Origin of the sequence: Grimontia sp. SpTr1 (genome assembly GCF_947387585.1) — a bacterium.
GTDB classification, from domain to species: domain Bacteria; phylum Pseudomonadota; class Gammaproteobacteria; order Enterobacterales; family Vibrionaceae; genus Enterovibrio; species Enterovibrio indicus.
Window position 1 is genome coordinate 23,322 of the sequence record NZ_CANDOD010000009.1, and the last position, 26,053, is coordinate 49,374.

At 51.0% G+C, this 26,053-nt stretch carries 23 protein-coding genes; 3 read left to right on the forward strand and 20 right to left on the reverse strand.

Annotation, left to right across the window (positions count from 1 at the left end):
• Positions 1-174 precede the first annotated feature (174 nt).
• Together crp and QL223_RS13725 are read left to right on the forward strand one after the other, a co-directional pair.
• The gene (gene crp, locus QL223_RS13720) at positions 175-807 is read left to right on the forward strand and encodes a cAMP-activated global transcriptional regulator CRP (protein ID WP_002535199.1); all 633 of its coding nucleotides are present in this window, start codon (positions 175-177) and stop codon (positions 805-807) included.
• Positions 808-933: 126 nt separating this feature from the next.
• Positions 934-1,167: a hypothetical protein gene (locus QL223_RS13725; protein WP_231590855.1), complete on the forward strand. Its 234-nt coding sequence runs from the start codon at positions 934-936 to the stop codon at positions 1,165-1,167.
• Positions 1,168-1,190: 23 nt separating this feature from the next.
• Here QL223_RS13725 and QL223_RS13730 read toward each other — a convergent pair whose 3' ends face one another.
• The 11 genes from QL223_RS13730 to rpe form a co-directional block, all read right to left on the reverse strand.
• On the reverse strand, positions 1,191-1,985 hold the full coding sequence (locus QL223_RS13730; RefSeq protein ID WP_002535203.1) for a DUF1338 domain-containing protein: 795 nt from the start codon (positions 1,983-1,985) through the stop codon (positions 1,191-1,193).
• A gap of 33 nt (positions 1,986-2,018) precedes the next feature.
• A complete protein-coding gene (gene astD / locus QL223_RS13735) occupies positions 2,019-3,476 on the reverse strand; it encodes a succinylglutamate-semialdehyde dehydrogenase (RefSeq protein WP_281545060.1) in 1,458 nt (485 codons plus the stop codon).
• A gap of 12 nt (positions 3,477-3,488) precedes the next feature.
• Positions 3,489-4,505, reverse strand: coding sequence for an arginine N-succinyltransferase (gene astA, locus QL223_RS13740; RefSeq protein ID WP_002535206.1), 1,017 nt, complete (start codon positions 4,503-4,505; stop codon positions 3,489-3,491).
• Between the two features lie 43 nt (positions 4,506-4,548).
• On the reverse strand, positions 4,549-5,766 hold the full coding sequence (locus QL223_RS13745; RefSeq protein ID WP_281545061.1) for an aspartate aminotransferase family protein: 1,218 nt from the start codon (positions 5,764-5,766) through the stop codon (positions 4,549-4,551).
• A 323-nt stretch (positions 5,767-6,089) separates the two neighbouring features.
• The gene (locus QL223_RS13750; RefSeq protein WP_281545141.1) at positions 6,090-6,668 is read right to left on the reverse strand and encodes an aminodeoxychorismate/anthranilate synthase component II; all 579 of its coding nucleotides are present in this window, start codon (positions 6,666-6,668) and stop codon (positions 6,090-6,092) included.
• A gap of 79 nt (positions 6,669-6,747) precedes the next feature.
• The gene (locus tag QL223_RS13755) at positions 6,748-7,716 is read right to left on the reverse strand and encodes a response regulator (RefSeq protein WP_281545062.1); all 969 of its coding nucleotides are present in this window, start codon (positions 7,714-7,716) and stop codon (positions 6,748-6,750) included.
• Complete coding sequence (locus QL223_RS13760; RefSeq protein ID WP_281545063.1) at positions 7,706-11,038, reverse strand: PAS domain S-box protein; 3,333 nt, start codon at positions 11,036-11,038, stop codon at positions 7,706-7,708. Before QL223_RS13760 ends, QL223_RS13755 begins: the two co-directional genes overlap by 11 nt.
• Before the next feature lie 207 nt (positions 11,039-11,245).
• Positions 11,246-14,062, reverse strand: a complete 2,817-nt coding sequence (locus tag QL223_RS13765; RefSeq protein WP_281545064.1) for an ExeM/NucH family extracellular endonuclease — start codon at positions 14,060-14,062, stop codon at positions 11,246-11,248.
• A 268-nt stretch (positions 14,063-14,330) separates the two neighbouring features.
• The gene (gene trpS, locus QL223_RS13770; protein ID WP_046303478.1) at positions 14,331-15,347 is read right to left on the reverse strand and encodes a tryptophan--tRNA ligase; all 1,017 of its coding nucleotides are present in this window, start codon (positions 15,345-15,347) and stop codon (positions 14,331-14,333) included.
• Between the two features lie 78 nt (positions 15,348-15,425).
• Positions 15,426-16,124 carry a phosphoglycolate phosphatase gene (locus QL223_RS13775; protein ID WP_281545065.1) on the reverse strand — a complete coding sequence of 233 codons (699 nt, stop codon included), beginning with the start codon at positions 16,122-16,124 and terminating at the stop codon, positions 15,426-15,428.
• A 3-nt stretch (positions 16,125-16,127) separates the two neighbouring features.
• Positions 16,128-16,802, reverse strand: a complete 675-nt coding sequence (gene rpe, locus QL223_RS13780; RefSeq protein WP_002535219.1) for a ribulose-phosphate 3-epimerase — start codon at positions 16,800-16,802, stop codon at positions 16,128-16,130.
• A 186-nt stretch (positions 16,803-16,988) separates the two neighbouring features.
• On the opposite strand from rpe, the gene QL223_RS13785 reads away from it, so the two are divergent.
• A complete protein-coding gene (locus QL223_RS13785) occupies positions 16,989-17,222 on the forward strand; it encodes a DUF2970 domain-containing protein (RefSeq protein ID WP_281545066.1) in 234 nt (77 codons plus the stop codon).
• Here QL223_RS13785 and QL223_RS13790 read toward each other — a convergent pair.
• The 9 genes from QL223_RS13790 to pilM form a co-directional block, all read right to left on the reverse strand.
• Positions 17,219-18,052: a Dam family site-specific DNA-(adenine-N6)-methyltransferase gene (locus QL223_RS13790; protein WP_281545067.1), complete on the reverse strand. Its 834-nt coding sequence runs from the start codon at positions 18,050-18,052 to the stop codon at positions 17,219-17,221. The two genes, QL223_RS13785 and QL223_RS13790, sit on opposite strands and share 4 nt — an antisense overlap.
• 102 nt (positions 18,053-18,154) lie before the next feature.
• Positions 18,155-19,663: an AAA family ATPase gene (locus QL223_RS13795; RefSeq protein ID WP_281545068.1), complete on the reverse strand. Its 1,509-nt coding sequence runs from the start codon at positions 19,661-19,663 to the stop codon at positions 18,155-18,157.
• A gap of 30 nt (positions 19,664-19,693) precedes the next feature.
• The gene (aroB, locus tag QL223_RS13800) at positions 19,694-20,770 is read right to left on the reverse strand and encodes a 3-dehydroquinate synthase (protein WP_002535225.1); all 1,077 of its coding nucleotides are present in this window, start codon (positions 20,768-20,770) and stop codon (positions 19,694-19,696) included.
• 16 nt (positions 20,771-20,786) lie between these two features.
• Complete coding sequence (gene aroK, locus QL223_RS13805) at positions 20,787-21,305, reverse strand: shikimate kinase AroK (protein WP_039849459.1); 519 nt, start codon at positions 21,303-21,305, stop codon at positions 20,787-20,789.
• Between the two features lie 282 nt (positions 21,306-21,587).
• On the reverse strand, positions 21,588-23,372 hold the full coding sequence (gene pilQ / locus QL223_RS13810; RefSeq protein ID WP_281545069.1) for a type IV pilus secretin PilQ: 1,785 nt from the start codon (positions 23,370-23,372) through the stop codon (positions 21,588-21,590).
• Between the two features lie 12 nt (positions 23,373-23,384).
• Complete coding sequence (locus QL223_RS13815; RefSeq protein WP_002535229.1) at positions 23,385-23,900, reverse strand: pilus assembly protein PilP; 516 nt, start codon at positions 23,898-23,900, stop codon at positions 23,385-23,387.
• Entirely contained in the window at positions 23,897-24,490 is a 594-nt protein-coding gene (gene pilO, locus QL223_RS13820; protein WP_002535230.1) for a type 4a pilus biogenesis protein PilO, read from the reverse strand. Before pilO ends, QL223_RS13815 begins: the two co-directional genes overlap by 4 nt.
• Positions 24,480-25,067, reverse strand: coding sequence for a PilN domain-containing protein (locus QL223_RS13825; RefSeq protein WP_002535231.1), 588 nt, complete (start codon positions 25,065-25,067; stop codon positions 24,480-24,482). Before QL223_RS13825 ends, pilO begins: the two co-directional genes overlap by 11 nt.
• Positions 25,057-25,995, reverse strand: a complete 939-nt coding sequence (gene pilM / locus QL223_RS13830; protein ID WP_281545070.1) for a pilus assembly protein PilM — start codon at positions 25,993-25,995, stop codon at positions 25,057-25,059. The genes QL223_RS13825 and pilM overlap by 11 nt, the downstream gene beginning before the upstream one ends.
• Positions 25,996-26,053: the final 58 nt, after the last annotated feature.

Below are 26,053 nucleotides of genomic sequence, written 5' to 3' on the forward strand. Positions count from 1 at the left end.
GAGAAGTCCATATCAAAATCAAGAAATCGTGCTGGAAAAAGGATAAACTCAATGACTCAAACAGAGAGCTTGTAGCCTGACTGCCGACACTTTATGCTATCCAACGGACTTGTGCCGCAGGACGGTGGGCTAAGGAAGACTCATCAGGCAACAACTGCAGAGGAAATGAGATATATGGTTCCAGGAAAACCTCAAACAGACCCAACACTAGAGTGGTTCCTTTCACACTGCCACATTCATAAGTACCCTTCGAAAAGTACTCTTATCCACGCGGGTGAGAAAGCAGAAACGCTGTACTACATCGTGAAAGGCTCTGTGGCTGTACTGATCAAGGATGAAGAAGGCAAAGAGATGATCCTCTCTTACCTCAACCAGGGCGACTTCATTGGCGAACTTGGCCTATTTGAGGAAGATCAGGAGCGTACCGCTTGGGTTCGCGCAAAATCTCCATGTGAAGTTGCAGAAATCTCATTCAAGAAATTCCGCCAGCTGATCCAAGTTAACCCAGACATCCTGATGCGCTTGTCTTCTCAGATGGCTCGCCGTCTGCAAGTGACCAGCCAGAAAGTTGGTGACTTGGCGTTCCTGGACGTAACTGGTCGCATCGCTCAGACGCTGCTGAACCTGGCAAAACAACCAGACGCAATGACTCACCCAGACGGTATGCAAATCAAGATCACCCGTCAGGAAATTGGTCAAATCGTTGGCTGTTCACGTGAAACCGTTGGCCGCATCCTGAAGATGCTGGAAGAACAGAACCTGATTTCTGCACACGGTAAAACCATCGTGGTATACGGTACTCGCTAAGCGTACTCAGCCTAAAAAGAAAGCCACCGTTTATGCGGTGGCTTTTTTGTTTGCAGCGTGATCGTGATCACGTCGATTTTCCAGCGAATGTCATTATTCAGTGCTAATTTTCAATGCAAGCTATGTATGCATTCGCATGCAGTCGTTGTATTAGGGAACATCGACATGGACATGGAAATCCAGCACTTTTCACAACCGTCTCAGCAAACGCCAGTTTCCGCTACCCCGGGCCACCTCAGCACTGAGTTGACTGGCTTTAGCGACCCATCGCACTACCACATTCAGTGCATGCTAGGCGAAGACAGACGTCGTTTAGACACGCCTTCAGCGGAAGATTGGCCAACCACGCAATCCTACTGAGTTAGCCTTTCACTGATGAAGCGTTACTGATCGGTACTCTCGAAGATTTTGTCTGCTGATGCTTCGACAAAACCTTGGTAGAGAGAGCCGTCAGCCAGCGGGTAACGCTTGGCAAATTCGTAGAATCCGCCAGGAATGGTTTGTTCGCCGTCGCTGAAAACCACACTCACTTTGTCAGCCATGGTCGATGACTGCTCCAGACACACTTCCGGACTACCTTTCACTTCCCCGCCAGACTCATTGATGGCAAAGCCAGACTGGCGCAGCAGGTCATTGACGCCTTTTACTGTGTCCAACGTACTCAGCTGATTCACACTGACAGTAAAATGGTTGGCGCCAAAGCCATGCGCTGACAACCAGCCTGCATATTCACTTTCATCAGCCAGTTTCTTGTAAGTATCAAAGTCGATATCCCACAAACGGCCACCGTAAAGGAAAGCAGGATCATTTAATGCGGCATCATCCACTTGGTCCACCAGCGAGCGAACTGCCAGTTGAAGCTCTGAAGAGCATTGACCGACCAACAGCTCACTGATGAAAACTTTAGGTGCATCAGGGTTCGGATGTTCAAAATGGCGTGCGAACAGCTTCTTAGCTTTGAATTCATATTCGCCCTTTGGCTCATAGCCGATAGCAATGAAAGGCGCAGCCAGCCTGTCGAGACCCACTTTTGGCAACGCAAAGGTACGCAGTGCAATGTGGTCATTCAGCAGCGGCGTGCCTTCTTCCAGCAGTTGATGAACCTTTGCGGCTGAAGGGCACAGGCGTGCAGTGTAATCTTTCCAAAGTCCGTCGAATAAAGCCTGAACGCGTTCCATCACATCCTCCTGAATGCTTGTGATTGCGGAATATTAAAGCGAGAGCCCTGGGCTCAATTGTGCTGGCAGTGAAACGTCTTCACCTTCCATCGATGCCATCGGGTAAGCGCAGTAGTCTGCCGCGTAGTAAGCGCTTGGACGAAGGTTACCCGACGCGCCAGGTCCACCAAACGGTGCATCACCACTTGCGCCCGTCAACTGTCGGTTGCGGTTTACAATGCCTGCGCGGATATGGTCGAGGAAGTAATCCCACTCCGCATCATCCGTGGACACCAGACCTGCGGACAGTCCGTAGCGGGTGTCATTGGCAAGCTCGACGGCCTGTTCCAGCGAATCATAACGAACCACCTGTAGTAGCGGACCGAAGTATTCTTCATCTGGCAGCTCAGCGACTTTGCTCACTTCAATGATGCCTGGAGACACCACAGCATCGTGCAGCAACTCGGCTTTCAGCAGTGGTTCGCCACCCAGAGACTCAAGATTCGCCTGCGCAGCCAGAATGCCTTCTGCGGCGCGAACAGAAATCTGCGCGCCCATAAACGGTGCTGGCTCATCGAACTGGCCACCGACGCGGATGTTCTTGGTCATCTCGACCAAACGGGAAAGCAAGGCATCGCCCTTGTCACCCTTAGGTACATAGAGTCGACGGGCACAGGTACAACGCTGGCCTGCACTGATAAAGGCTGACTGGATGATGGTGTATGCCGTGGCATCTACTTCGCCGTAGTCATTGGAAATCACCATCGGGTTGTTGCCGCCCATTTCGAGCGCCAGCATTTTGCCCGGCTGACCCGCGAACTGACGGTGAAGGATATGGCCAGTATTGGCGCTGCCGGTAAACAGCAGGCCATCAATGCCTTTTGATTGCGCCAGCGCTTCACCGGTTTCTCGACCACCCTGAACCATGTTGATCACGCCTTCCGGCAGACCCGCTTCAATCCAAAGCTTCAAGGTTTCTTCGGCCGTTTTCGGCGTCAGATCTGAGGGTTTGAACACCACAGTGTTACCCGCTAGTAATGCCGGAACAATGTGACCATTCGGCAAGTGCCCAGGGAAGTTATATGGGCCAAATACCGCCATCACACCCAGCGGGCGATGACGCAGCACCGCTTGTGTGCCCGCTACGTCTTTTGCCCGTTCACCAGTACGTTCCTGATAGGCACGCAAAGAGATACCGATTTTTCCGACCATGGCCGCCGCTTCTGTGCGCGTTTCCCACAGTGGTTTACCTGTTTCTTCAGCGATCACTTTCGCAATATGCTCGCTATTTTCTTTTACTTTTTCCGCGAAACGCTCCACCAGCGCCTGGCGCTCGGTAAACGGCGTTTTTTTCCAGCTGATAAACGCACAACGCGCGGCATCAACCGCCGCTTCCACTTGCTCAGGCGTGGCCGCTTTGCCGGACCAGACCGCTTCGCTGTTAAATGGGTTGAGCGATTCGAACGCGTCGCCCTTACCCTCAATGGCTTTGTTCTCAATCCATTGTGTCATTGATCGTCTCTCCTAAACCGACACCAGACGCACGGTATCTCCATCTTGTACAAACAGCGCTTCTGCCACTTCCTTGCTGATGAGCACTTCATTGCGCTCTTCATCGACACCAACCTTGGTTGCAGTGGCGCGGAAGTTTTCAAAGTCACTGTTACAGATCAAATAATCCTGTGCGCTGCTGTGCTCGGCGATCTTCACTCTTGCGGTGAATGACCGCCGAATAGAATCTATGTTCTGGCGAAGGCACTCTACCGTTGGGCCAGCATCGAAAATGTCGACATAGCCACGGCAAGTGAAACCTTCTTTTTCCAGAAGGCGAAGTGCCGGACGGGTTTTCTCATGCACCTGTCCAATCACTTCACGCGCTTCTTCACTCAATAGACTCACGTAGATTGGCAGCTTAGGCATCAGATCAGCGATGAAGCCTTTCTGGCCCGTTCCTGTCAGGTAGTCTGCCAAGGTGAAATCAATCGAGAAGAAATGCTCTTTAAGCCAAGCCCAGAATGGCGAGTTTCCGTCTTCATCAGATACACCGCGCATTTCTGCGAAGATGACGTCGGAGAATTTTTCCGGGAACTGGGCCAACATCAGGAAGCGGCATTTAGACAGTAATTTACCGTTCAGCCCCTGACGGAACTCAGGGCGTAGGAACAGGGTGCAAATTTCCGTTGCACCCGTGTAGTTATTCCCGAAGGTCAGTACTTCCACCACGTTATGCACATCCAGACGACGTGAATGGTGAACGATTTTACTGATGTGGTAGCTGTAAAACGGGTTGTCCAACCCGATGGCCGCTTCAATGCCGGTGGTGCCTGCCACTTCGCCAGTTTCAGTGTCTTCCGCTACCATCAGGTAACCTTCCATGCCCGGTGCTTGTGCGTTACGGGCGAAACTGTCCAGCGAGTGATCAATACGGCCTTTAATCAGGGTTTCGTCAACAGGGAGCGACGTAAAACCGTGTCCGGACTCCTCTGCACAAAGCATTAAGGCGTCAAAATCCGTTTCTCTGATTGGTCGAATTACCAGCATCTTACTTCCTCCTGATGCAATGAGTGGTCAAAACGTTGGGCGATCATGCCGCCGTCAGTTTTGCCAGTGCACGATCCAGTCGCGCTAAACCTTCTTCTGCTTCTTCTTTGGTGATAACCAGTGATGGGGTCATACGTACCACATTGGTACCGGCAACCAATAACAGCAAACCTTCTTCGCCAGCAGCCAGCAGCACATCACGGGCGCGCCCTTTCCACTCCTCGTTGAGGGCAGCACCAATCAGCAGGCCTTTACCGCGAATTTCGCTGAACATCTTGTACTTCGCATTCAGTGCTTCCAGCCCTTCACGGAACCAACCTTCACGCTCTTTCACACCAGCCAGCACGTCCGGCTTGCTCACTTCGTTCACCACCGCTTCGGCAACCGCACATGCCAGCGGGTTACCACCGTAAGTGGAGCCATGGGTACCGACTTTCATGTGAGCAGCCAGTTTTTCAGTGGTCAGCATGGCACCAATTGGGATGCCACCGCCCAGCGATTTCGCCGTGCTCAGGATGTCTGGCGTCACACCGGTTTGCTCATACGCGTAGAAAGTCCCTGTACGGCCGTTACCTGTCTGAACTTCATCGAAAATCAGCAGAGCATTGTGCTTGTCACACAGCTCACGAACACCTTGAACGAAAGCGGGATCTGGGGTGACGATACCGCCTTCACCTTGCAGTGGTTCCATCATGATGGCGCAGGTTTTGTCAGACATGGCGGCAGCCAGTGCATCCAAATCGTTGTAAGGCAGGTGGGTGACGTTGCCCGGTTTTGGTCCGAAGCCATCGGAGTATGCAGCCTGACCACCCACGGTGACGGTGAAGAAAGTACGGCCGTGGAAACCTTGGGTAAAGGCGATGATTTCGCTCTTCTCTGGGCTGTGGACGTCCACGGCCCAGCGGCGTGCCAGTTTCAGCGCTGCTTCGTTAGCTTCTGCACCAGAGTTAGCAAAGAAAACACGCTCAGCAAAACTCACTTCAGTCAGCTTTTTCGCCAGACGCAGTGCAGGTGCATTAGTCATGACATTACTAAGGTGCCACAGTTTTTCGGCTTGGGCTTTCAGTGCATCCACCATCACTGGGTGGCAATGTCCCAAGCAGCTCACGGCGATACCGCCGGCAAAATCGATGTATTCACGATCATCCTGATCCCAAATACGAGCACCCTTGCCTCTGTCCGGGATCATATTCATGGGTGCATAACATGGCACCATCACTTCATCGAACAGTTTACGTTCTACTTTATGTTCGGCTGTCATCGCTCATATCCTTCTGTCGATTCTGCTATAAGCATAGTATTTACATTTCATTAACCGCATCAATAGCAGAAAATTTTATAATCTAGCGCAATAAACTATGGGAAATTCACACAAGTGCCATATTTATGCGTGAAGAAGGGTAAATGATTAATAGAACAAGCGGTAAGACTGTCTTTCCTGTTGGGAAATAAACGAGAGATAGCACGAAGGGAGTGAATAAGGTTTCACTGTTAACGGTAGGAAAACGGCGAAACAAAAATGTAAAAAGAGTGATGATGATCGGCTTTCAACACAGGTCTGAGCACTGTAAACCAAACGAGAGCTCAGTTGCGGGAGAGGAAGTTCTGCAGCAGTTGGTGGCCTTGTTCGGTCAAGATGCTTTCTGGGTGAAACTGCACACCTTCAAGGTCGAGGGTTTTATGGCGAATACCCATGATTTCATCAAACTCACCTTCCACTTCTGTCCATGCCGTCACTTCAAAACACTCAGGCAATGTATCCGCTTCCACCACCAACGAGTGGTATCGGGTTACTGTCAGCGGATTGTTCAGCGAGTGAAACACGCCGAGATTACGATGGATAACCGGACTGGTTTTACCATGCATGACCTGCTTGGCACGGATCACTTTGCCACCAAACACTTGCGCCAGCGCCTGATGTCCCAGACACACGCCAAGAATCGGCAGTTTTCCAGCAAAGTGCTCAATCGCTTGAAGGGAGATACCCGCATCATCCGGCGTGCAAGGGCCTGGAGAGATGACCAGATGTGAAGGAGACATGGCTTCAATGTCGGCCAGGGTAATGGCGTCGTTGCGGATCACTTCGACCTCGACACCCAACTGACAAAAGTACTGATACAGGTTGTAGGTAAATGAATCGTAGTTATCAATAATCAACAGCACAGAGGTTCCCATCACGTCCTGCCCGCCATACATCAGCGGGACTGGGCGCAAATGCTAACACAGGCTTATTCACACTGCATCAGAACTCGTTGATAGGGAGAATGGGCGTTGGCCACGGTGAGGCCAGCCAATCAAAGTAGAGGCTACAAAGCTCTTCGCTGTTTTCGTCCAGAATGTGGATGAGCCTAGGGTCAGCAAGGGTTCCCGCTTCTTGGGAGAGCGCTAAAATCGCCCCTTTCACCCTCTCTGAGACGCTGCCTTCGAGGTTTTCGATCTCTTTGTCGATCGCTTCAGCCACCGTTACCACCCGGCATTCTTCAGGAATTTTATCCCCTTCAATTTCGGGGAAACCGGAGCCATCCCAGCGGGTATTTTTGTAGGTCAGCAAAGTTGCGGCGACACAGGCAAATCCTTTGGTGGCCTCTGATAGCAGCAGCAAACTCCGACTTTCTGCTGTCGTGTTGTTGCCGCCATCGTCCCAAAGCTCCCCTATCTGACAAAGCGGATAGGCCAGACCAATGTCCTCAGCTTTGGATTTGGTCAGGCCATATTTTACTGCCAACCACTCGCAAAACTTTGCAATCCGGGGCGCGGTGATTTCCACGTAGTTGTTGTGAAGCGCGGCGACTGCAGCAATTTGGTTTATCACCAGTTGGTAGTTTTCCCGCATGATGGTAGCTCGTGCTTCCCCTAAAAGGTTCGCGACGCGGCTTTTTACCAGTTCTGGCGACACGGGCTTTATCAGGAAATCCGCCGCGCCGCTTTTCAAGCCTTCCACTTCACTTTGGTATTCATCCAGTGCCGATACGATGATGATCGGAATATGGCTGACTGCTTTTTCGGTTTTCAGTGCGCGGCAGACTTCGTAGCCATTCATGCCAGGCATCATGATATCCAGAAGAATCAAATCCGGGCGCTGTTGCATTGCCAATTCAATCGCCCGCTCGCCACTTTTGGCGAAAATCAGCGTGTATTGATACTGCAAGATAGTTCGCATCACATGGAGATTGCTGGGTTCATCATCCACCACAAGCACTTTATACGCCATAGCCTTGTACTCCTGTGTTCTGTGACATTGGCATTTGTTCTGTCACGGCCAGAATCAGTCGATAAGCTTCATCCAGCTCAAAACTTTCTATCGATGCCACAAACTGCGACAGCAAGGTGGGGGGAACCAGCCCCGCCATCATTGGTACCAGTTCTTTATAGAGTTCATCGTCATACTGACCTTCAGCCAGTTTGCTGACGAAGACCTCGGTTTTGCGTTCAAACTGTTCCTGGGACATTGGGCTATCCAACGCGCCTTCTTCCAGCTCGTGAGCCCTGATGCCAAGGTAAGCCAGCGCCCGGTCAAAGGTTTCTTGCAATGTTTGCTGCAGGGCTTCCAACTTAGACTCCGCTTTTGCAACATCACCGGCTTCCACATAACCCAGCAACTTAGTCACTCGCTGCTCTATCGCTGGAAAACCGATGCACTTCGCCGATTCTTTGGCTTGCTTCAATAAAGGCTCCAGTGCTTCCGGCTGCTCTAGCAAAAGATGCTGGATGGTCTCCGGTAGCCCGCCATAGGTGGTGTAGAACTCCCGGATCACACTGAGCAAAATGTCGGTGGTAGGCCAATGCTGGAATGCCCATGCATCATCAAAGAGTTCGGCCTCATCAGTCGGGGGAGTGAGTACGGCAACATTGTCAGCGCCCTCCCCGCCACAACAGTTTGCCAGCATAGCGAAGACATCATTGCTGATAAACGGTTTGTCGATGGTGTAATCAAACCCTAGTGCCTCCCACTCGCTGTCGGTCGTGGGGTCTGCCGCTAGCTTCATCGCGACCACTTTCAGTCGCTCACTGCGACACACCTCAGCCCAGGCACGCAGGGTTTGCGGGGACGGATAATGTTCTTCACTGAGGTAAGCATCGAGAAAAACCGCATCCACAGGTTGTGTTTTCAACACATCTTCCGCCGCTTCAAGGTCGGTAAATGTCAGCACCTTCACACCCTGACGGAGCAACATATCCCTGAGTTCCTGCTGGTTGCGCTGCACATCATCGATGACCAACACTTCCAGCGGCGGCAAGGCGTAATTGGCGGCAGGCAGCTCGCGCATTCTCGAGGAACTTTGCGCCGGGATCAGGGGCAAATCGGCATACACCACAGAGCCATGAATCGATTCGCCATCAAACCAGAGGTGTCCTCCCATCAACTCAATGAGCTGGGTCACCAGTGTCGCAGAAAGTGTCTGCCCGGTGTTCACCGCTTCTTCCTGGTTGGTTTCTTTCTGGTTATAGGCGTAACTGGCAACCGCGAAGCGCACGATGTCATTGGTTGGCACAACATGGAGGGCGACGTTGCCCTTTTCCGTTTTGGTCAGAGCGCTTCGCATCAGGTTTTGCAGCAGCTGCTTAATGCGTCGAGAGTCACCGACATAGTGCTCCCAGAGTGCGTCGTTGTAATGCAAGCTGACGTAAAGGTCGCGCGCCTGAACCGTCTCTCGGGCGATGAACTCAATCTGGCGGCAAAGCTGCACCAGCGAGAAATCAGCGATATCGAGCGGCAGGGATTGGCTTTCCAGTTTCGACGTATCGAGAATATCGTTGATAAGCTTCAACAGACTGTTGCCAGACTCACGAATCACTTCCAGATGATGTCGATGAGCAGGACTTGCCGTTTCTTCAATCAAGACTTCCGTCAGGCCAAGAATAGAATTCATGGGTGAGCGGAACTCGTAGCTCATGTTGGCAAGGAAAGAGGCTTTGGATTGAGTCGCCTTTTCCGCAAGACGCAGTTTTTCCTCGAACGCCTCTTCTGCTTCGTGCTTTTCGGTCACATCAATGATCACACCGTCTATCCAGGTACTGCCATCTTCCGCGCGGTAGCTGTGACCAATTTCCCAGAACCATTTCTCTTCATCATCCCGGGTCAGAAAGCGGTATTCACAGTCGTACTTTCCATTGCGCCGGGAAGCCAGCTCCCGCACTTTTCGATAGCTGGCGGTATCACTGGGGTGAATGCGGTCGACAAAATGGGAAACGCCATTTTCCCCGGTCAGGATAGATGCGCTATACCCGGTCAATGATTTCGCCGCGTCACTGATATAAACGATATGTCGGGTCGCTCCGGTCATTTCCCTGAACGCCATACATGGTAGGTTGGAAACCAACGCCCGGTACTGTTTGGCATTTTCCCGAAGCGCCCAAGCCATACTGCGTTGTTCCGAGATATCTGAAATCACGGCAACAAATTCATGTTGCCCTTGAGAACCATGATGGCCGATAGACAACCTGACGGGCAGTTGCGAACCGTCGCGCCGTTTGGCCGTGACTTCCCGTACCGATCCCACTACGGATGCGTCTCCCCTTTCGAGGAAGTTGTGAATGTACATATCGTGGCGGTGCTGATGCTCATCGGTCACCAACAGACGCACATTTTTGCCAAGCACTTCTGTAGAGTGCCAACCGAAAACACGCTCGGCGGATTTGTTGAAATAGGTGATATTGCCTTTGCGGTCAATCGCCACAATGGCTTCCGTCGCGGTTTGCAGGATGGAGGAAAGCTGCTCCTCCCGTTTGCTGAATAGGTGCGCCTCAGCATGGCTGCAAAGCCAGGCATTAGCCAACTGATTGAAGACAATCACAAACATGGCAAGAAATGCCTGCACCAGCACCACATCGAGAATAGTGAACAGAAGGGCTTCATCACGAAGAGGCTGACGCGACAACACGACCGCTTCTGAAGACGCCAACGCCATCACCAGCGAGCCAACCGTTAAACAAGCACCGCTGAGTAGCCCGGCAGTAAGGTTTTTATCCCAAAACCCGGTTTTCTCTGTTGAAAAGCGGCTCCAAAGGGCAATGGTCACCAGAAAACCTGAAACCACGACAGCAAGAGAATAAATCGCGGCGTCAAGTTGATAGATTGACGTCAGATTCACGCCAGTAAAAGCCATCAGATTCTGCAATACCATGGCCAGCGTGATGAGGCCAGATGCCACCAGGATTCGAAATGGACTGTTCTTGGCAAACGAGATCATCCTGAGCGCAGAAAAGTTGAGCCCGAAGGTCAACACCAATGGCAGATACAACAGAGCTGGCTGGAAACCCAAGGACTGGTAGGTCGGACTGGCTGTAACGTTGGCAACATGAACCAACGACATGGCGACCGTCAGTGTCAGTGCATTGATAGGTACTGGAGACACCTTGAACCAATGCAGTTTCTTTTCTTCCAGCGGACGATGAATGAAGGTCATGGAAGCGGCAATAAACGCTGCCATGGCCGCCAAAAGTTGGAGCCAGGGGTCAATATAGCCCATTGGCAATAGCTGCTCGCTTGCCGCCGGTAACAGGAACATCGATAGTGATTCAATGATCGACATGAAAGCTTCCGAAGCCAAAAAATTGATGCTGCAATGCCGTCTGGTGACTGGGTGAATATAGGCACCTGACATTCAACATCACAAATACAAGACACTGCCTTGTCTATGAGACATAACTAAAGCTTAGTCAAGATTCAGCAGGCAACCCATTAAAAGGGCGGAAAAAAACAGGCTCCCGAAGGAGCCTGTGGCAGGATAGGTAGAGGACTATTTGATCTTACACTGGAATCCTTTAAACACAGCGCGTGTGTTTTCTTCCAGCACGGCATCTCCACATGGAATCGCAATAAAGCCCCATAGACGGAAGCCCAACTCGACGGAGTCGCCGTACCCAACACCCAGGTCTTTCAGAAATTCACTCTTTTCGGTGTATTTCATGTTGGTTTTCCAACGCAGCCAAGGACGGTTTTCATTCACTTCACCGTTCACCGTCGGCTGAACCCAGAAGAAGCTCTTGTTCTTAAAGCGCAGCTTGAACTTCTGCGGCTTGTCCGGGTAATTCAGGCTGACGATCACAGGGTCATGATCTGACGACGAGTATGGGTTTGTCGATTTGACCAAATCACCGGTGAAACGGCCGGAATATTCAAACAGGGTGCTTTCCACTGAGTTGATGTGCCAGTCTTCCACGCCTGTGATTTTCTCCAGCACGCTGGCATTGCCCACCGCGTGGTCGAGACTACCGAGCTCGCCATCAAAGGTGTAAGAAAAGGCTTCATCGCCCAATGCATAACTTGCCAAGTTGACGTATCCAAAACCGTCACCCACTTCACGCGCCGTTTCATCCAGCGTCACACCAGCAATCGAGGTGCCTGCTGCAGTGACAATCTTACGCTCCGCGGTATCCGCATCGTAATCGGTCAGCACGCGCATTGGGTCTTCCTGCGCATAGGCATTGAAATCACCCAGCGCAATCACATCGCCCTTCACGCCTGCCAGAGCGTTACCTAGGGCTTCTGCGGCAGAAACGCGGAACTCATTACAACGCCCCTGAAGATCGGCCGGATCGTCACTAAACTCACCAGCAACCCAATCCTCGTAACAACCAGAACCTTTCGACTTAAAGTGGCTGACCGCAATAGACAGGGTTTCACCGCGTTTTAGGTTGAAAGACTGCATCAGACTGTCACGCTGGAATTTATCCAACTGGCGGGTTTCGCCGTCAGGGTTTTCACCACTGATATGTTGCTCAGGCATACGGATAACCATGGCATCATCTTTCAGCTCTACGCGCGCTGGACGGTAAATCAGCGCTACCTGAATGGCGTCACTGCCAAGGAATGTACCTTCGGTCAAATCGGCTTCTGCAGGCGTCACATACGCGTAGTGATCAGCTTCATCGGCAAACTGGGCGTTCAGCTCAGCCACCAAATTTGCCAGTGCGCCGTTTTCACCGAAACCGTTATTTTCGATTTCCATCAGACCAACGATGTCTGCATCCATGGCGGTCAATGCATTGACGATTTTCGCCTGCTGCAGCGCGAACTCTGCGGCGTCTTTGGTACCACGGTTACAACCACGGGAAGCATCAGCATCTGCCTGATCCTGACAGGTAACATTAAGATCGCCGCCTATGGCACTCGCACTGGTGAAGTAATTCAGTACGTTGAAGCTGGCCACTTTCAGGTTGGTGTCAGCAAACGCTTCTGGCGCTGAGGTGCGATCTTCTTCACGCACGAAGTCACTCGCCACCAGCTCATTGGTCACCACCAAACGGTAATCACTGAAGCTGTAACCAATCACACCTTCGAGGTTAGTGACAGTATCGCCGATACGAATATAACCCTGCTCAGCATCCAGACCCGGGAAGTAAGGCACAACACCATTCGGCGCTTTGCGGTCTGACTCCACAAACAGTTGGTTTGCATCATTAGCTGCAGCCAAGGCTACCGCGTCATCAGAACCAGCAATATACAGTTGTGTCGGTTTAAAGTTGGGCGCTTCGTATGAAAGTACCATGTTGTTTCGGAAAGCATCGTAATCAAATCCGAAGTTACGGGTCACGACCAGTTCACTTTCCTGCGTCAGACGCACTTTCATGCCTTCATGACGTTCAAGCGCCGCATCCAGCGTTTCACCCTCTTCCACTGCCAAATCAGTGACAGGAAGCTCGCCCACGGTATCAATCACCTCCCACTGCTTGTCGGACGCATCCAGTTGAGTGAGATTGAAAAACTCTTTGACAGTACCCGCCACACAAACCTGCATGCCAGGCTCAATACCCTGAGGGGCATCTCCCGTAAAGATGAACAGACCATCTGAGGTTGCGTTGTCGCCATCACCGTTAGCATCCTGAAGCCAGAAGCCTTTATAGAGGCTCTCTGTTACCGCGGTAACAACACCTTCGACATAGTAGGTACCCTCAGCTTCAAAACTGCCATCTGGTACCAGTGGGCTGCGATCACCACTGCCTTGAATCGCATAGGTTGGCGTCAAGGTTTCGCCTTCACAGCTGAAGGTGCCGCCACCTCCGCCACCGCCATCACAGGCATCAACGCCGCTACAACCCAGACCATCAAAAGCGTTCTGAGCAAAAGACTGCCATTCATCTGAGGCGTCAAAGGCTGAAGACGCATCTGTACGTCCGGTACTGCCTTCTATGCGGCGCAGCGTGACGTCTTTGCCATAGTTGCTGCTGTTACCGAGTTGGCCAAGGCTGTCGAGCACATTGTCATTTTCATCGACCAAGGCCACCACATCATTGCCATTGAAAGAAAGCGAGCCTGAAGTTTGTTGGCTGACGCCGGTGACTTCACCCGTTGCACTGCTATTGGCAACGACATAACTTTCGCCAGCAGCCAGAGTGCCGGAAAGTGCAATCGTGTTACCAAAACTGGTGGCACCATTGAAGGCTAATTTAAGCGAGAGATTGTCGAGAGAAGCTTCCGTTGAACCGGTATTGGTCAGTTCGATAGCTTTATTGTTAGAGGAGCCTTCGACATATTCCGTGATGATCACATCAGCACTGACCGGGAGTGCTGCACTGAGAGCTAGAGCCAATGGGCTCCATGTAAAGATCTTCATTTGCTGTCCTTATTTGCGAGTGAAGTCATAAACACTGCAAATGATTTAACAGCTCGACATGTCATTTAAGTGATGAAATCCCCAAGTTTGCATTTCAGGAGTGAGGCGTCACTCAATAATCAGAATGGCGTTCAGCAATCAACAGTTTCAGATAACAACAAAAATAGCCATAAGGCGGAGGAATTGGAGAAGAACGTGAAGGGAATGGCGGCGAAAATAAAAAAAGCAGCGAGAATTCGCTGCTTTTTTTCAGGTTTCCATCTAGTGATTATGGGCGAGCAACGAAGCCTACTGCCTCGTACACTTTCTTCAGTGTTTCGGCTGCGCGTGCAGACGCTTTTTCTGCACCGGTTTTCATCACCTGATCCAGATACGCACGGTCAGCACGGAACTCCTGATAACGGGTTTGCACTGGCTCCAGCATAGCAACCACGGCATCAGCAGTGTCAGTTTTCAGGTGGCCGTACATCTTGCCTTCGTATTCCGCTTCGATTTCTGCAAACGTTTTACCGGTCGCCACAGACATCAGACCCATCAGGTTGGCAACCCCCGGTTTGCTCTCGATATCAAACAGCACACGTGGTGGCTCATCGGAGTCAGTCACTGCACGTTTAATTTTCTTGGCGATCGCTTTCGGGTCTTCCAACAGGCCAATCACGTTGTTGCGGTTATCATCCGACTTCGACATCTTCTTAGTCGGATCCTGCAGGCTCATCACGCGCGCGCCCACTTGTGGGATGTAAGGTTCTGGTACTGTGAATACTTCGCCATACACGTTGTTGAAACGGGTCGCGATATCGCGCGCCAGTTCCAGGTGTTGTTTCTGGTCGTTACCGACTGGCACCTGATTCGCTTGATACAACAAGATATCCGCCGCCATCAGTACAGGATAACCAAACAGACCGGCGTTAATGTTTTCCGCGTGGCGTGCTGATTTGTCCTTGAACTGGGTCATGCGGTTCAGCTCGCCCATTTGGGTGTAGCAGTTCAAAACCCAACCCAGTTGCGCATGCTCAGGCACGTGAGACTGGATGAAAAGGTTACTTTTCTCTGGGGTTACGCCTACAGCCAAACACAGTGCCAGTGAGTCCAGCGTCGCTTCACGCAGCTTTTCTGCTTCCTGACGAACAGTGATCGCGTGCAGGTCTACGATGCAGTATTGGCAATCGTAATCATCCTGCATTTGCTCCCACTGACGCAAAGCTCCAATGTAGTTGCCGATACTGAGTTCGCCTGATGGCTGAACACCGCTAAGTACAATGGGTTTGGTCGTAGGATTACTCATGTTCTTTCTGTTCCTGTCAGTCAATTCAGCCAGCATCGCTGCTGGCTGTCATTTCGAGAAAATAGTCGAAGCTTTAATTTACGCTGTTTTTTCGGTGCTGAGAACCGTTAAAAGCTGGTTGAAGTGGTCAGCGACAAATTCCGGTGCGCTGTCACTGATTGGCTCACCATAGTTATATCCGTAAGTCAGGCCTACAGAAGCGAAACCTGCATTTTTCGCGGCGAGGATATCGTTTTTCGAATCGCCCACCATCAGCATGTTTTCGTTGTTCAGGCTGTGCTTGTCACGCAGGCTGAGAAGACCTTCCGGGTCCGGCTTGTTGGTTGGCAGGGAATCACCGCCAATGACGTCAGTAAAGAACTGCGCCAGATTGAGGTCGGTCAGGATCTCTGGCACAAACTGATAAGGTTTGTTTGTGACAACTCCAAGGGTGTAACCCGCCGCTTTCAGGGCCGTCAGGGTTTCTTTCACGCCCGGATAGACGATGGTTTTGTCATGGCCATTGTTTGCGTAGTGGAAATCAAAACGCTCACGGACTTTTTGATACAGTGCTTCATCAATATCAGCCTTGATAGTGACACTCTGGCTCAGGGCACGCTTGAGCATGATTTCTGCGCCGTTGCCAATCCAGTTACGCACTTCATCATCGGTTGGCGAATGCAGATCGTGATCTACCAGTGCCATGCGAATACCTTCCGCCAGATCCGGCACGCTATCTACCAGCGTTCCGTCCAGATCAAAGGCAATGTATTTGATGTCGTCAAAGTTTACCGTCACGGTTTATTTTCCTACTTTGCTCAGTTCCGCTCGCATTTCGTCTATCACAGCTTTGTAATCCGGCTGACCGAAGATAGCCGAGCCTGCGACAAACATATCTGCGCCTGCTTCTGCGATTTCACGGATGTTATCTACTTTTACGCCGCCGTCGATTTCGAGGCGAATATCGCGACCGCTCTCGTCAATACGACGACGCACTTCGCGCAGTTTATTCAGGGTTTCAGGAATAAAGGACTGGCCGCCAAAACCTGGGTTAACGGACATCAGCAGGATCATATCCAGCTTGTCCATCACGTGGTCCAGATAGTGCAGCGGCGTCGCCGGGTTAAACACCAGACCTGCCTGACAGCCATGCTCTTTGATCAATTGCAGACTGCGGTCGATGTGCTCGCTCGCTTCCGCGTGGAAGGTGATCATGCTGGCACCGGCCTTGGCAAAATCTGGGATAATACGGTCAACCGGTTTCACCATCAGGTGAACATCGATGGGTGCAGTAATGCCGTAGTCGCGCAGCGCTTTACAGATTGGCGCACCAAAGGTGAGGTTTGGGACATAATGGTTGTCCATCACGTCGAAATGCACCACGTCAGCACCTGCTGCCAGTACGCGCTCAACGTCTTCACCTAAACGTGCGAAATCCGCCGAGAGGATCGACGGTGCAATGAGAAAATCCTTCATCCTATAGCCTCACTGTAAATTGGCATTACCCGAAAGTGGTGTCGGTGTTACCCGAATTTCGGCGCAATTCTACCCGATTGCATGGCATCTGTCTTATCAGATCCTCTGATTCAAACCATAACCCCTGAATTTTGAAGCTGGGACAGACGCAGCCCTTCCCCCTGATCTAAGCTGGGATTAATCAAGATGAATGGTGAAGATGACTCAATGGATAACGACAAACCGCAACAGGAAAAAGTGGGCATGATGGATGTGGTAAAAAGCGTGTTTGCAGCGATGTTTGGCGTGCAGTCAGACAAAAACCGACAACGGGATTTTCAGCAAGCCAGCATGGTGCCTTATATCGTTGTCGGTTTCGTGTTTGTCGTGGTGTTTGTGCTGGGGCTGATGGGCTTAGTTTCGCTCATCATGCCAAATTAAAGAAGCTCTGATACGTCTGGAGCAAACAGTGCCAGCAGTTCATCCACTTTGTTACGCCCACCACCATTGCGGCTAATGGTGCGTTTTACTTTCACCATGTTGAAGTGAGAGCCATGATACAGGCTTCGGGTCAGCGCAGTATCGTGATTTGAAATCAGCACCGGAATGTTTTTCTCGATACTCACTTTACGCGCCCACTCACCCAGCAATGCCTGGTCGTCCAAACTGAAACCGCCGCTCGCATAGGTCGTGAAGTTGGCCGTCGTCGACAGAGGCGCATAAGGTGGATCGCAGTAAATCACGCTACCACGGCGGGCACTTTTGAAACTCTGCTGGTACCCTTCACACACAAAGGTCGCTTTCTTTGCTTTCTCAGAGAAAAACTCAAGCTCAGCTTCAGGAAAGTAGGGTTTCTTGTATGAACCAAACGGCACGTTGAAGCCGCCTTTTTTGTTGTAACGACACAGGCCGTTAAAACCATGGCGATTCATGTACAGGAAGTACAGGGAACGAAGGTAAGGATCTTTCGTCTGGTTAAATTCTTCACGAATCGCCAGATAGGCTGATTTCTGGTTGTACTCTTGGGTAAACAAGCGCTTGGCGTCTTCGACGTAACGCTCCGGCTCTTGCTTGAGAAGATTATAGAGATTAATCAGATCCGGATTGATGTCCGCCAGACGGTATTGGTCGTAGTCTGTGTTCAGAAACACAGAGCCCGCGCCAACGAATGGTTCAATCAGCTTTTTTCCTTCCGGCAGGTGCTTGCGGATATCGTCGACCAGAGAGTACTTGCCCCCGGCCCACTTAAGAAAGGCACGATGCTTTTTCATTAATGTGTATCCACCACCACTGCTGCTCGAACGGTGGCGGATTGTATCTCATTTTTAACCATCAATCAGCGTAAATTCGTACCTTGTCATTCCCAAGGCGGATTAGTTAACCAGTCCGATTTCTTTATGGATCTGAACGAAAGATTTAGCCCAAGGGGTCAGCGCCTGAATATTCGCCGGAAGCTGCAACTCTGCACGTCGCGCCTCTGTAACCGAAGGGTAGTCACCCAACAGCACCATAAACCATGGTTCACCGTTTCGGCGGGTTTCGTACACCAGTGCGCGGTCAGCAATCGCATATTCTTGCAAAAACTCGTTTACCGCCTGCTTGGATTGCAATGCCGCGAGTTGAAGCGCGTAACGCGATTCAGGAACCGTCAATAGCAACTGGTTCGCCAGAGGCACATCGGCACTGGTTGCCGGCGGTGACAAAGGTGCCACCGCTGCCGTTTCTTCAGTCACAGTCTCGGCTGTCACTTCTGGCTGTGTGGGTTCAACACGCACAGTGGTTTCGGAAGGTGGCACCAACTCAGGAATAAGCGGCTGTTCAACCGCGCTCGTGCCGTCACCCCCGACAGCCTGCTCATCAATGATGGCGTCTACCACACGATCAGGCACCACAATACGGCGGTTTTCATCGCGGCGTCCAACCGTCATGCCTTCTACCGAGGGCGTCTCCGGCAAGGCCGCAGTGTCGTCTGTCACTTGCGCATTGCTGTTCAGTGCTTGTTCACCACCCTGACCTTCACCTTGCTGCGCCGCCATTTCCTTTTCTTTTTCATCCAGAATAGCGGAAAGCTCTTTCACACCATCCGGCACAACAGACTCAGTCGTCTCTTCCGATGTCATCTGGGGATTCAATGCCCACCACACCAAGCCACCACCCAATACTAACAACAGCACCACCAGCAAAATCAAAGGGAGGGGCGAGCGACGTTTCTTTTCTTCCATTGCAGTGGTCTCCTGCTGTTCCAGCCCGCGAAGGGCTCCGGGTAAAGAAGGCAATGATGCGGCTTTTTGTTTGAGTGCACGCCGTTGGGCAGCATCAAGCTGGCGACTGACCATCATGACTTCAATGAACATTTCTCGCTCATTGTCTGCCAGCGGGCTGATTTCCAACTCCAAAGGTTTCACACCCTGGCCATAAGACACTTTGTGAAGCCACTTGTTGAGCTTGCCACGCAGGCTAAATAACAGAATGTTAATCTGCCAGTTGTCACGCTGCTGTGCTTCGGTCACCAGCGCCCACAGCTCTGCGATGAGATTGGCACTCAAGCGCTGCGCGTCATCTATCACGACCAAAGCATGCACACTTCGGCCTTCGAGCATGTAATCGAGGCTTTGCAGCATCGAGTCTTGCTCGTTGAAGACACCATCACGCACGATTTGTCTGAGAATAATGGCACGATGCTGAGCATCCTGCTGGCTCGGATTACAGATTAGAAGAGATTGGATGGGTTCGTTTGCCCAGTTTTCGAGGTATCGTTCGCTGAGCCACGTTTTGCCCGCCCCTGGCTCACCAGTGATCTGAACAAGGTTGGAGCTGAATCGGGTAAGAAATTGGATTCTAGATAAAAGTTGGATCTGGCTATCCAGATCCAACGAAATCATTTCATGGGAGCCTGTCATATACAAACCCGCTTAGTGTGTCTTAATGACCTCAGCAAGCGTTTCAGGAGTCACGTTCGCAACCACTTCGGCTGTACCAATGGAGGTTGGCAGCACGAAACGTAGTTGCCCGGAAAGCACTTTTTTATCGCGTTTCATGTGTTTAATAAAGGCATCATAGCCCATGGTTGCGGGTGCTTTCACGGGGAGATTGGCTTTTTCGAGCAAGGAAGTGATACGGCTAACATCTTCTTGTGTCAGCAATTGTTGATGCACCGCGGTGACCGCTGCCATCACAGTACCGGCAGAAACGGCTTCACCGTGTAGCCAGTTGCCATAACCCATTTCCGCTTCTATCGCATGCCCGAAGGTATGTCCGAGGTTCAGTAAAGCACGAACACCGGATTCTTTTTCATCTTCTGCCACCACATCTGCCTTGATTTGGCAGCAACGTTTGATCGCATACACCAAAGCTTCAGCATCTAAGGCGTTGAGTGGCTGGTAGTTATCTTCTAGCCAAACGAAGAATTCTGGATCAGCAATGATGCCGTATTTGATGACTTCTGCCATACCCGCGGCAAACTCGCGCTGAGGCAGGGTTTGCATGACATCGATATCGATGACAACGGCTTTAGGTTGGTAAAAGGCACCAATCATGTTTTTGCCCAGAGGGTGATTCACTGCGGTTTTACCACCGACAGAGGAGTCCACCTGAGACAGTAATGTGGTTGGAACCTGAATAAAGTCCACACCACGCTGGTAACACGCTGCCGCAAAGCCAACAACGTCACCAATGACACCGCCGCCCAAAGCAACAATCAGCACATCACGGCCGTAATTGCCTTCAAGCAGGAAGGTATTAATGGTGTTAAAGGTGTCGAGGGTTTTGTATTGCTCGCCATCCGGCAGGGTCAACAAAGCTGGCTCACCGCCAGCCTTGTTCAGGGTTTCCATAAGAAGGTCCGCATAAAGCGGTGCGACGGTGTCATTCGAGACCACCACCACGCGACGACCTTGGGCATCAGAAAAATACGCGGGATCGGAAAGCAATCCTGCACCGATAGAAATAGGGTAACTTCTGTCGCCTAAGCTTACGTCAATCCTTTCCATGGAGTTCCTTTAACGATTAGTGATTTTCCAGCAGTTCGATGATCTGATTAGCCACGACCTTGGCGCTTTGATCATCAGTGCGTACAACATAGTCTGCAATCTCTTCATACAGAGGGTTACGCTCACCCGCGAGTGCTTCCAGCACTTCACGTGGTTGCTCAGTTTGCAGCAGAGGACGCTTTTTATCGCGTTGAGTACGCGCCAGTTGTTTCTCAATGGTGGTTTCCAGATAAACCACGATACCACGAGCAGACAAACGGTTACGGCTTTCACGGCTCTTAATTGAACCACCACCGGTTGCCAGAACGATACCTTGTTTTTCTGTCAGGTCGTTGATGACGTTCTCTTCGCGAACGCGGAATCCCTCTTCACCTTCAACATCGAAAACCCATGCAATGTCTGCACCTGTGCGCTCTTCGATCACAGTGTCAGAGTCGAAAAATTCCATGTGTAGTTGTTGTGCTAGGTGTCGACCAATTGTGCTTTTGCCAGCCCCCATTGGACCTACAAGAAAGATATTTCGTTTTTCAGCCATTTTAAGCAGTTTACGCGCGGTTAATGAAAACAACACCGCCCGCAGGCTCGCTATCAGAAAGCCCGAGGCGCCAAATTCCTCACAGTATATTCGTGATCAGACCAAAAATTATCTCAGGTCGACTGGGCGTTTGGCAACTTAAAATACGTTTCGCTTCGCCTTTAAATTCCCGATCGACGACCAAAAGGACAAGAAAAGGGCAGAAATTCACACGAATGTGGATTCCTACCCTCACTGCATACCACGATTAACAAACAAGCTAATTAAATGAATTACTTCAATTTATTGCGTCATAATCCTAGGCGTAACGAAGATCAACAGCTCACGTTTACCCATGGTTTCGTAGTTACGACGAAAGAGTTGACCGAGACCTGGGATGTCGCCCAACAATGGCACCTTATCCACCCCTTCCATCATCTCATGCTGGTAAATTCCCCCCAGCACAACCGTTTCTCCATCATTTACCAATACCTGAGTACCAATTCGCTGGGTGTTAATTGCCATTGCTTCACCCGTACCAGCTTTAACCGTGCCTGCTGGTTTATCCTGAGTGACCTGAAGATCGAGCACCAGTTTGTTATCCGGCGTAATTTGTGGTGTCACCGATAAACTCAGTACCGCTTTTTTAAACGACACTGCTGCTGCACCGCTAGAAGAAGCTTCCAAATATGGCAGTTCGGTACCCTGTTCAATGTAAGCCGGGCGTTTGTTGGTGGTCAAAAGGCGCGGACTGGAGATGATTTCAGCTTTGGATTCAGCCTGAAGGGCTGACAGTTCAAGGTCCAATAACAAATCTTTACCCAAACTTGCTACTTGGAAGGCAATGCTCGCTGCGTTAGGGCTGGTCGCTGCCAAGTTAACATTCAAAAAGTCATCGATGTTACCCGTCGACGATTCAGCACCATCTAAATTGCTAATGTTGAGGAAGTCACCGCTATCCGTATCGAAGCCAAGGCCATTCTCCCAGCCTAGGTTGCCCTCAATAGAACCACCTTGTGTGAATGAACCGTTTCTGTTTACAACCCCCCAACGCACACCAATTTCATCCAGCGTACCTTCGTCCACGGTCACAATACGCGCTTCGATTTCCACCTGGTCGACAGGCACATCCAACGATTCGATCAGGGATTTGACCACGTCAATATTGTCGGCCAAATCTTTGATCACGAGTGAGTTAGTTCGAGGATCGACAGCAAGACTGCCACGCTCAGACAACAGGTTGATCCCTTCATCCTCACCTTCTCCGCCGCTACCGCCGCCCAACATGTCTTTTAGGTCGACAGCATTGGCGTATTTGATTTGAATCACCTCAGAGCGTAGCGATGCCAACTCACGTTCCTGACGGCGTTTTTCAAGTACCAAACGTTCCTGCTCATCCAGCTCAGCTTTAGGTGCAACGAGCAGAATGTTGCCCATCTGGCGTTTATCCAAACCTTTCACATTCAAGATGGTCTGCAAGGCCTTTTGCCAAGGCACATCGTCAAGGCGCAGTGTCAGGCTCCCCTGTACCGTGTCTGACACCACCAGGTTAAATCCATTGTGCTCTGCCACCATCTGAAGTACTGAGCGCACTGGAATATCCTGGAAGTTAATGGAGATGTTCTTGTTTTTCTGGTTCTTTGCAGCGGCGGACTTTTCTTTCGAAGGCAGTGAGGCAAACGGGAAAATCTCAACCGTCAATACACTGCCCGTCTGATAGTAGTCGTAGCCGAAATGCCCTTCGGTGGAAACATTGAGTTCAACATCATCGTCGACGGGTTTCACTTCCAGATTCGCGGTTGCTTTACCAATATCCTGAAGGCTTCTGACACCAATCAGATTATCTTCCACTGACGTGCCTTTCAGGCTTATCGACAGTTCCCCATCGCGCTTATTGAAGTTGGTGACCACTGACTTATCTTCAAGCGTCAGTGTCAGCAAGGTTTTACCTCTTTCCCCTGCTTTAACATCGATGTGCTGCAGCTGATTGGCCGCGAACGACCATGGTGCCGCCAGCAAACTGGCGATCACTATCAAGCTGCGGGAAACTGCTCCCAGACCCCGGCATCCTTTCCTCAGGCTTATCATGAGTTACCCTTTTTAGTTATTGTTGAGTGCCAATCTAACGTTTCGTACCTGCCAGCAGCCAAGTCCGTCAGGCAGGTGTTCTGTGATGGAGAGTGTGTGCTGACTGATACTGTCGACACGCCCACGGTTGTTGCCAAGCATGCGTCCCAAGCCGACTCGGTGAATACTTTCGTCCGGTGCAGAGACCAACGCCCAGTAGCTGCCCGGCAGACCAATCACGCCTTTAAATTCAAGCGACGACAGCTCATAGCTTTCAAGCGGGTCTTTCCCCGGCAGGTCTTCTGGCTGCCAGCAGTCTCCTTTCACCAATTGCTCTTCCTCCATGGCAATCGGTAGCACGAAAGGATCAGTATCAATGCCAGGGTTAAATGGTGTTGGAAAGTAAGTCGGCTCAGGGGGAAGTGGCGTTGCCGTCACCTTGGCAGCGGCATAGGTTTGAACGATAAAACGTTCAAGATCCTGCGTTTTCGGCTCCTGCATGCAGCCTGACAGCAAAAGCAGACTCAGCGTCGCAATCAGGTATCTCATTGCGAGACCTCCTGTTGCTTTTCATAGCGATAGGTATGGGCATTCACCGCAAATCTTAGGGTATCGACTTTCTCGTTTTCACGGGACAGTGTGAAATCCTGCAAAGCTACAATACGAGGCAAGCGCGCCAGCGCGGCAGAGAACTCTCCCATGTCGGCATATTCACCCGTAAGCTCAATATCCAGTGGCACCTGATACAACCAGCCAACGCGTTGACCCGGTTTCCAGTTCAGCTTTTGGAAATTGAGGTTGTATTGAAGGCCCGTATCGTTAATACCGGCAAGCAGCAGCGCCAACTCATCTTCGGCAGGCAATTGTTTGGTGAGGTGACCGTAAAAGCGCTGCAATTCTTCAACCTGCTCATCGACATTTGGCAACGCAGCCACTTGCTCAGCTTTGATGCGAAACTGAGTACGCAGCAGGTTTTCATCTTGTTTAGCCAACTCCACGTCTTGCTTTGCAGGGAGGACGACAAAAAAAACAGCGGCAGCCAACACTAAAATGGCTAAGAGACCTAGCAGCACATTTTGTGCTGTGGCTGGCCATTCTGGGATTTCATCGATTTCCCAATCACGCCAATCAGCGGCCATTGTTTTCCTCCTTTGGCAACTCGAGCGACATGTAATCTGCCAGATCAAAGGTAGCCTTAAAGTTTTTGGCGATCAGGGACGATTTCGCTGCGTTGTTAATAATGGAATGGATCTGCACGTTCTTGGCACCAGAGTCAGCTTCAAGCAGGGCTAACAGACTGGCGAGTTTGGCGTTATCGCGGCTTCGCCCTTCAATGGTCACCGTACCTGCGGTCATCGACACTTTATCGAGTACCACCCCATCCGGTGTAATTTGTGGCAGCAGATTGAAAAGCAGCGTGGCATTGTTGCGCTGCTTTTGTAGCGAATTTACGAGGGTCAGGCGGCGATGAAGCTCATCACGCTCCACTTCTCGTTTAGCAAAATCCCGGAGAGTGGCATTCAGCTCATCGATTTCCTGCTGCAAACGCGCATTTCTCTCCTCTTGGAGAGTGAGTTGGTTGTAAACAACCCAACGGCCACCAATGACGCAAAAGGAAACCAATACCAAGACCAATACGGATTTATTGAAAAAGCGTCGACGGGTCGCCTGACGCTGCATTTCACGCCAAGGGAGGAGGTTGATACTAACGTTCATCTTCCACTCCCCTCAGTGCCAGTCCAATCGATGTGGACCAAGCCGCCGCTGATTCATTCAGATTGTCGACAAGCTTTGGCGAATAGCTCAGCCCTTGAAGTGGATTCAATGCCCTGACCCGCCAACCTAGCGCACTTTCCAGTTTAAAGATGTCGATCTTTTTCGCCCCATCGCCTGAGAGCCAAACCGTTGATACACGGGCTCCCTGCAACTGGGTAGAGGCCAGTTGATATTGACGTTGAATGGTCTCAGCAAGCTGTTGGGTGTATTGCTCACGGAGATCCTCGGCACTTTGATCGCCTTGCTCAAAGGGCACTGGCAATTCTCGGTAGAAATGGCCGTCTTTGGTGTCACCCAAACAAATCTGAAGACGCTCTGTGCCAACATCCACCATCAGCGAAGCGCCGACATCCGGCCGGGCGGTCATATGTTGTTTATAAAGACGCATCAGAGCATGGGTTTGAAGCTCAATCACTGAAAGCGAAAAGCCTGCAGACTCGAGTCCGGAAAGGGTTTCTTTGAGCATCGGCTTGCGGCAGGCATAGACCTCCACCCCATCACTTTCCGGCAGAGGGCGGTAATCATAGAGCAGTTCATCCATCGGCATCCCCAGACTCTCACTAAGCTGGAGGCCGACCTGAACGTATTGCTCATGCTCCGGAATATCGAGTGCTATCGGGAATCGCTTCATTGCCACACTGCTTTGAGGGACGCCCATGATCTGAGCTTGTGGCCAGTTCCAAGGCACACCGCAGGCTTTGCGCAGTTGCTTCTTAACCAACTTAAGGGTGTCATTGAGAGAGGAGGATTGTCGCGGTGCTACAACGAGAGCCTGAAGCCTTAATGCCTTGCCACGTTTTTGGATCATCGCAGCACGAATAGAATGTGTGCCAACATCGATCCCCATAGCGGTTTTTCCAGCAAACATTTGAAATGCCACCTTCTTAAAAGTCAGCATCAAGTAACTTTTTTGAAAGTTCTCTCCG

Excerpts from the sequence above, each read along its gene's own strand:
- pilQ (WP_281545069.1), bottom strand. The coding sequence starts at position 23,372 with ATGATAAGCCTGAGGAAAGGATGCCGGGGTCTGGGAGCAGTTTCCCGC.
- QL223_RS13725 (WP_231590855.1), top strand. The coding sequence starts at position 934 with ATGCATTCGCATGCAGTCGTTGTATTAGGGAACATCGACATGGACATG.
- crp (WP_002535199.1), top strand. The coding sequence starts at position 175 with ATGGTTCCAGGAAAACCTCAAACAGACCCAACACTAGAGTGGTTCCTT.
- astA (WP_002535206.1), bottom strand. The coding sequence starts at position 4,505 with ATGCTGGTAATTCGACCAATCAGAGAAACGGATTTTGACGCCTTAATG.
- rpe (WP_002535219.1), bottom strand. The coding sequence starts at position 16,802 with ATGAAGGATTTTCTCATTGCACCGTCGATCCTCTCGGCGGATTTCGCA.
- QL223_RS13795 (WP_281545068.1), bottom strand. The coding sequence starts at position 19,663 with ATGATTTCGTTGGATCTGGATAGCCAGATCCAACTTTTATCTAGAATC.
- pilM (WP_281545070.1), bottom strand. The coding sequence starts at position 25,995 with ATGTTTGCTGGAAAAACCGCTATGGGGATCGATGTTGGCACACATTCT.
- QL223_RS13825 (WP_002535231.1), bottom strand. The coding sequence starts at position 25,067 with ATGAACGTTAGTATCAACCTCCTCCCTTGGCGTGAAATGCAGCGTCAG.
- QL223_RS13755 (WP_281545062.1), bottom strand. The coding sequence starts at position 7,716 with ATGGCGTATAAAGTGCTTGTGGTGGATGATGAACCCAGCAATCTCCAT.
- trpS (WP_046303478.1), bottom strand. The coding sequence starts at position 15,347 with ATGAGTAATCCTACGACCAAACCCATTGTACTTAGCGGTGTTCAGCCA.
- pilO (WP_002535230.1), bottom strand. The coding sequence starts at position 24,490 with ATGGCCGCTGATTGGCGTGATTGGGAAATCGATGAAATCCCAGAATGG.
- aroK (WP_039849459.1), bottom strand. The coding sequence starts at position 21,305 with ATGGCTGAAAAACGAAATATCTTTCTTGTAGGTCCAATGGGGGCTGGC.
- QL223_RS13790 (WP_281545067.1), bottom strand. The coding sequence starts at position 18,052 with ATGAAAAAGCATCGTGCCTTTCTTAAGTGGGCCGGGGGCAAGTACTCT.
- QL223_RS13765 (WP_281545064.1), bottom strand. The coding sequence starts at position 14,062 with ATGAAGATCTTTACATGGAGCCCATTGGCTCTAGCTCTCAGTGCAGCA.
- astD (WP_281545060.1), bottom strand. The coding sequence starts at position 3,476 with ATGACACAATGGATTGAGAACAAAGCCATTGAGGGTAAGGGCGACGCG.
- QL223_RS13745 (WP_281545061.1), bottom strand. The coding sequence starts at position 5,766 with ATGACAGCCGAACATAAAGTAGAACGTAAACTGTTCGATGAAGTGATG.
- QL223_RS13785 (WP_281545066.1), top strand. The coding sequence starts at position 16,989 with ATGAATGGTGAAGATGACTCAATGGATAACGACAAACCGCAACAGGAA.
- QL223_RS13815 (WP_002535229.1), bottom strand. The coding sequence starts at position 23,900 with ATGAGATACCTGATTGCGACGCTGAGTCTGCTTTTGCTGTCAGGCTGC.
- aroB (WP_002535225.1), bottom strand. The coding sequence starts at position 20,770 with ATGGAAAGGATTGACGTAAGCTTAGGCGACAGAAGTTACCCTATTTCT.
- QL223_RS13730 (WP_002535203.1), bottom strand. The coding sequence starts at position 1,985 with ATGGAACGCGTTCAGGCTTTATTCGACGGACTTTGGAAAGATTACACT.
- QL223_RS13760 (WP_281545063.1), bottom strand. The coding sequence starts at position 11,038 with ATGTCGATCATTGAATCACTATCGATGTTCCTGTTACCGGCGGCAAGC.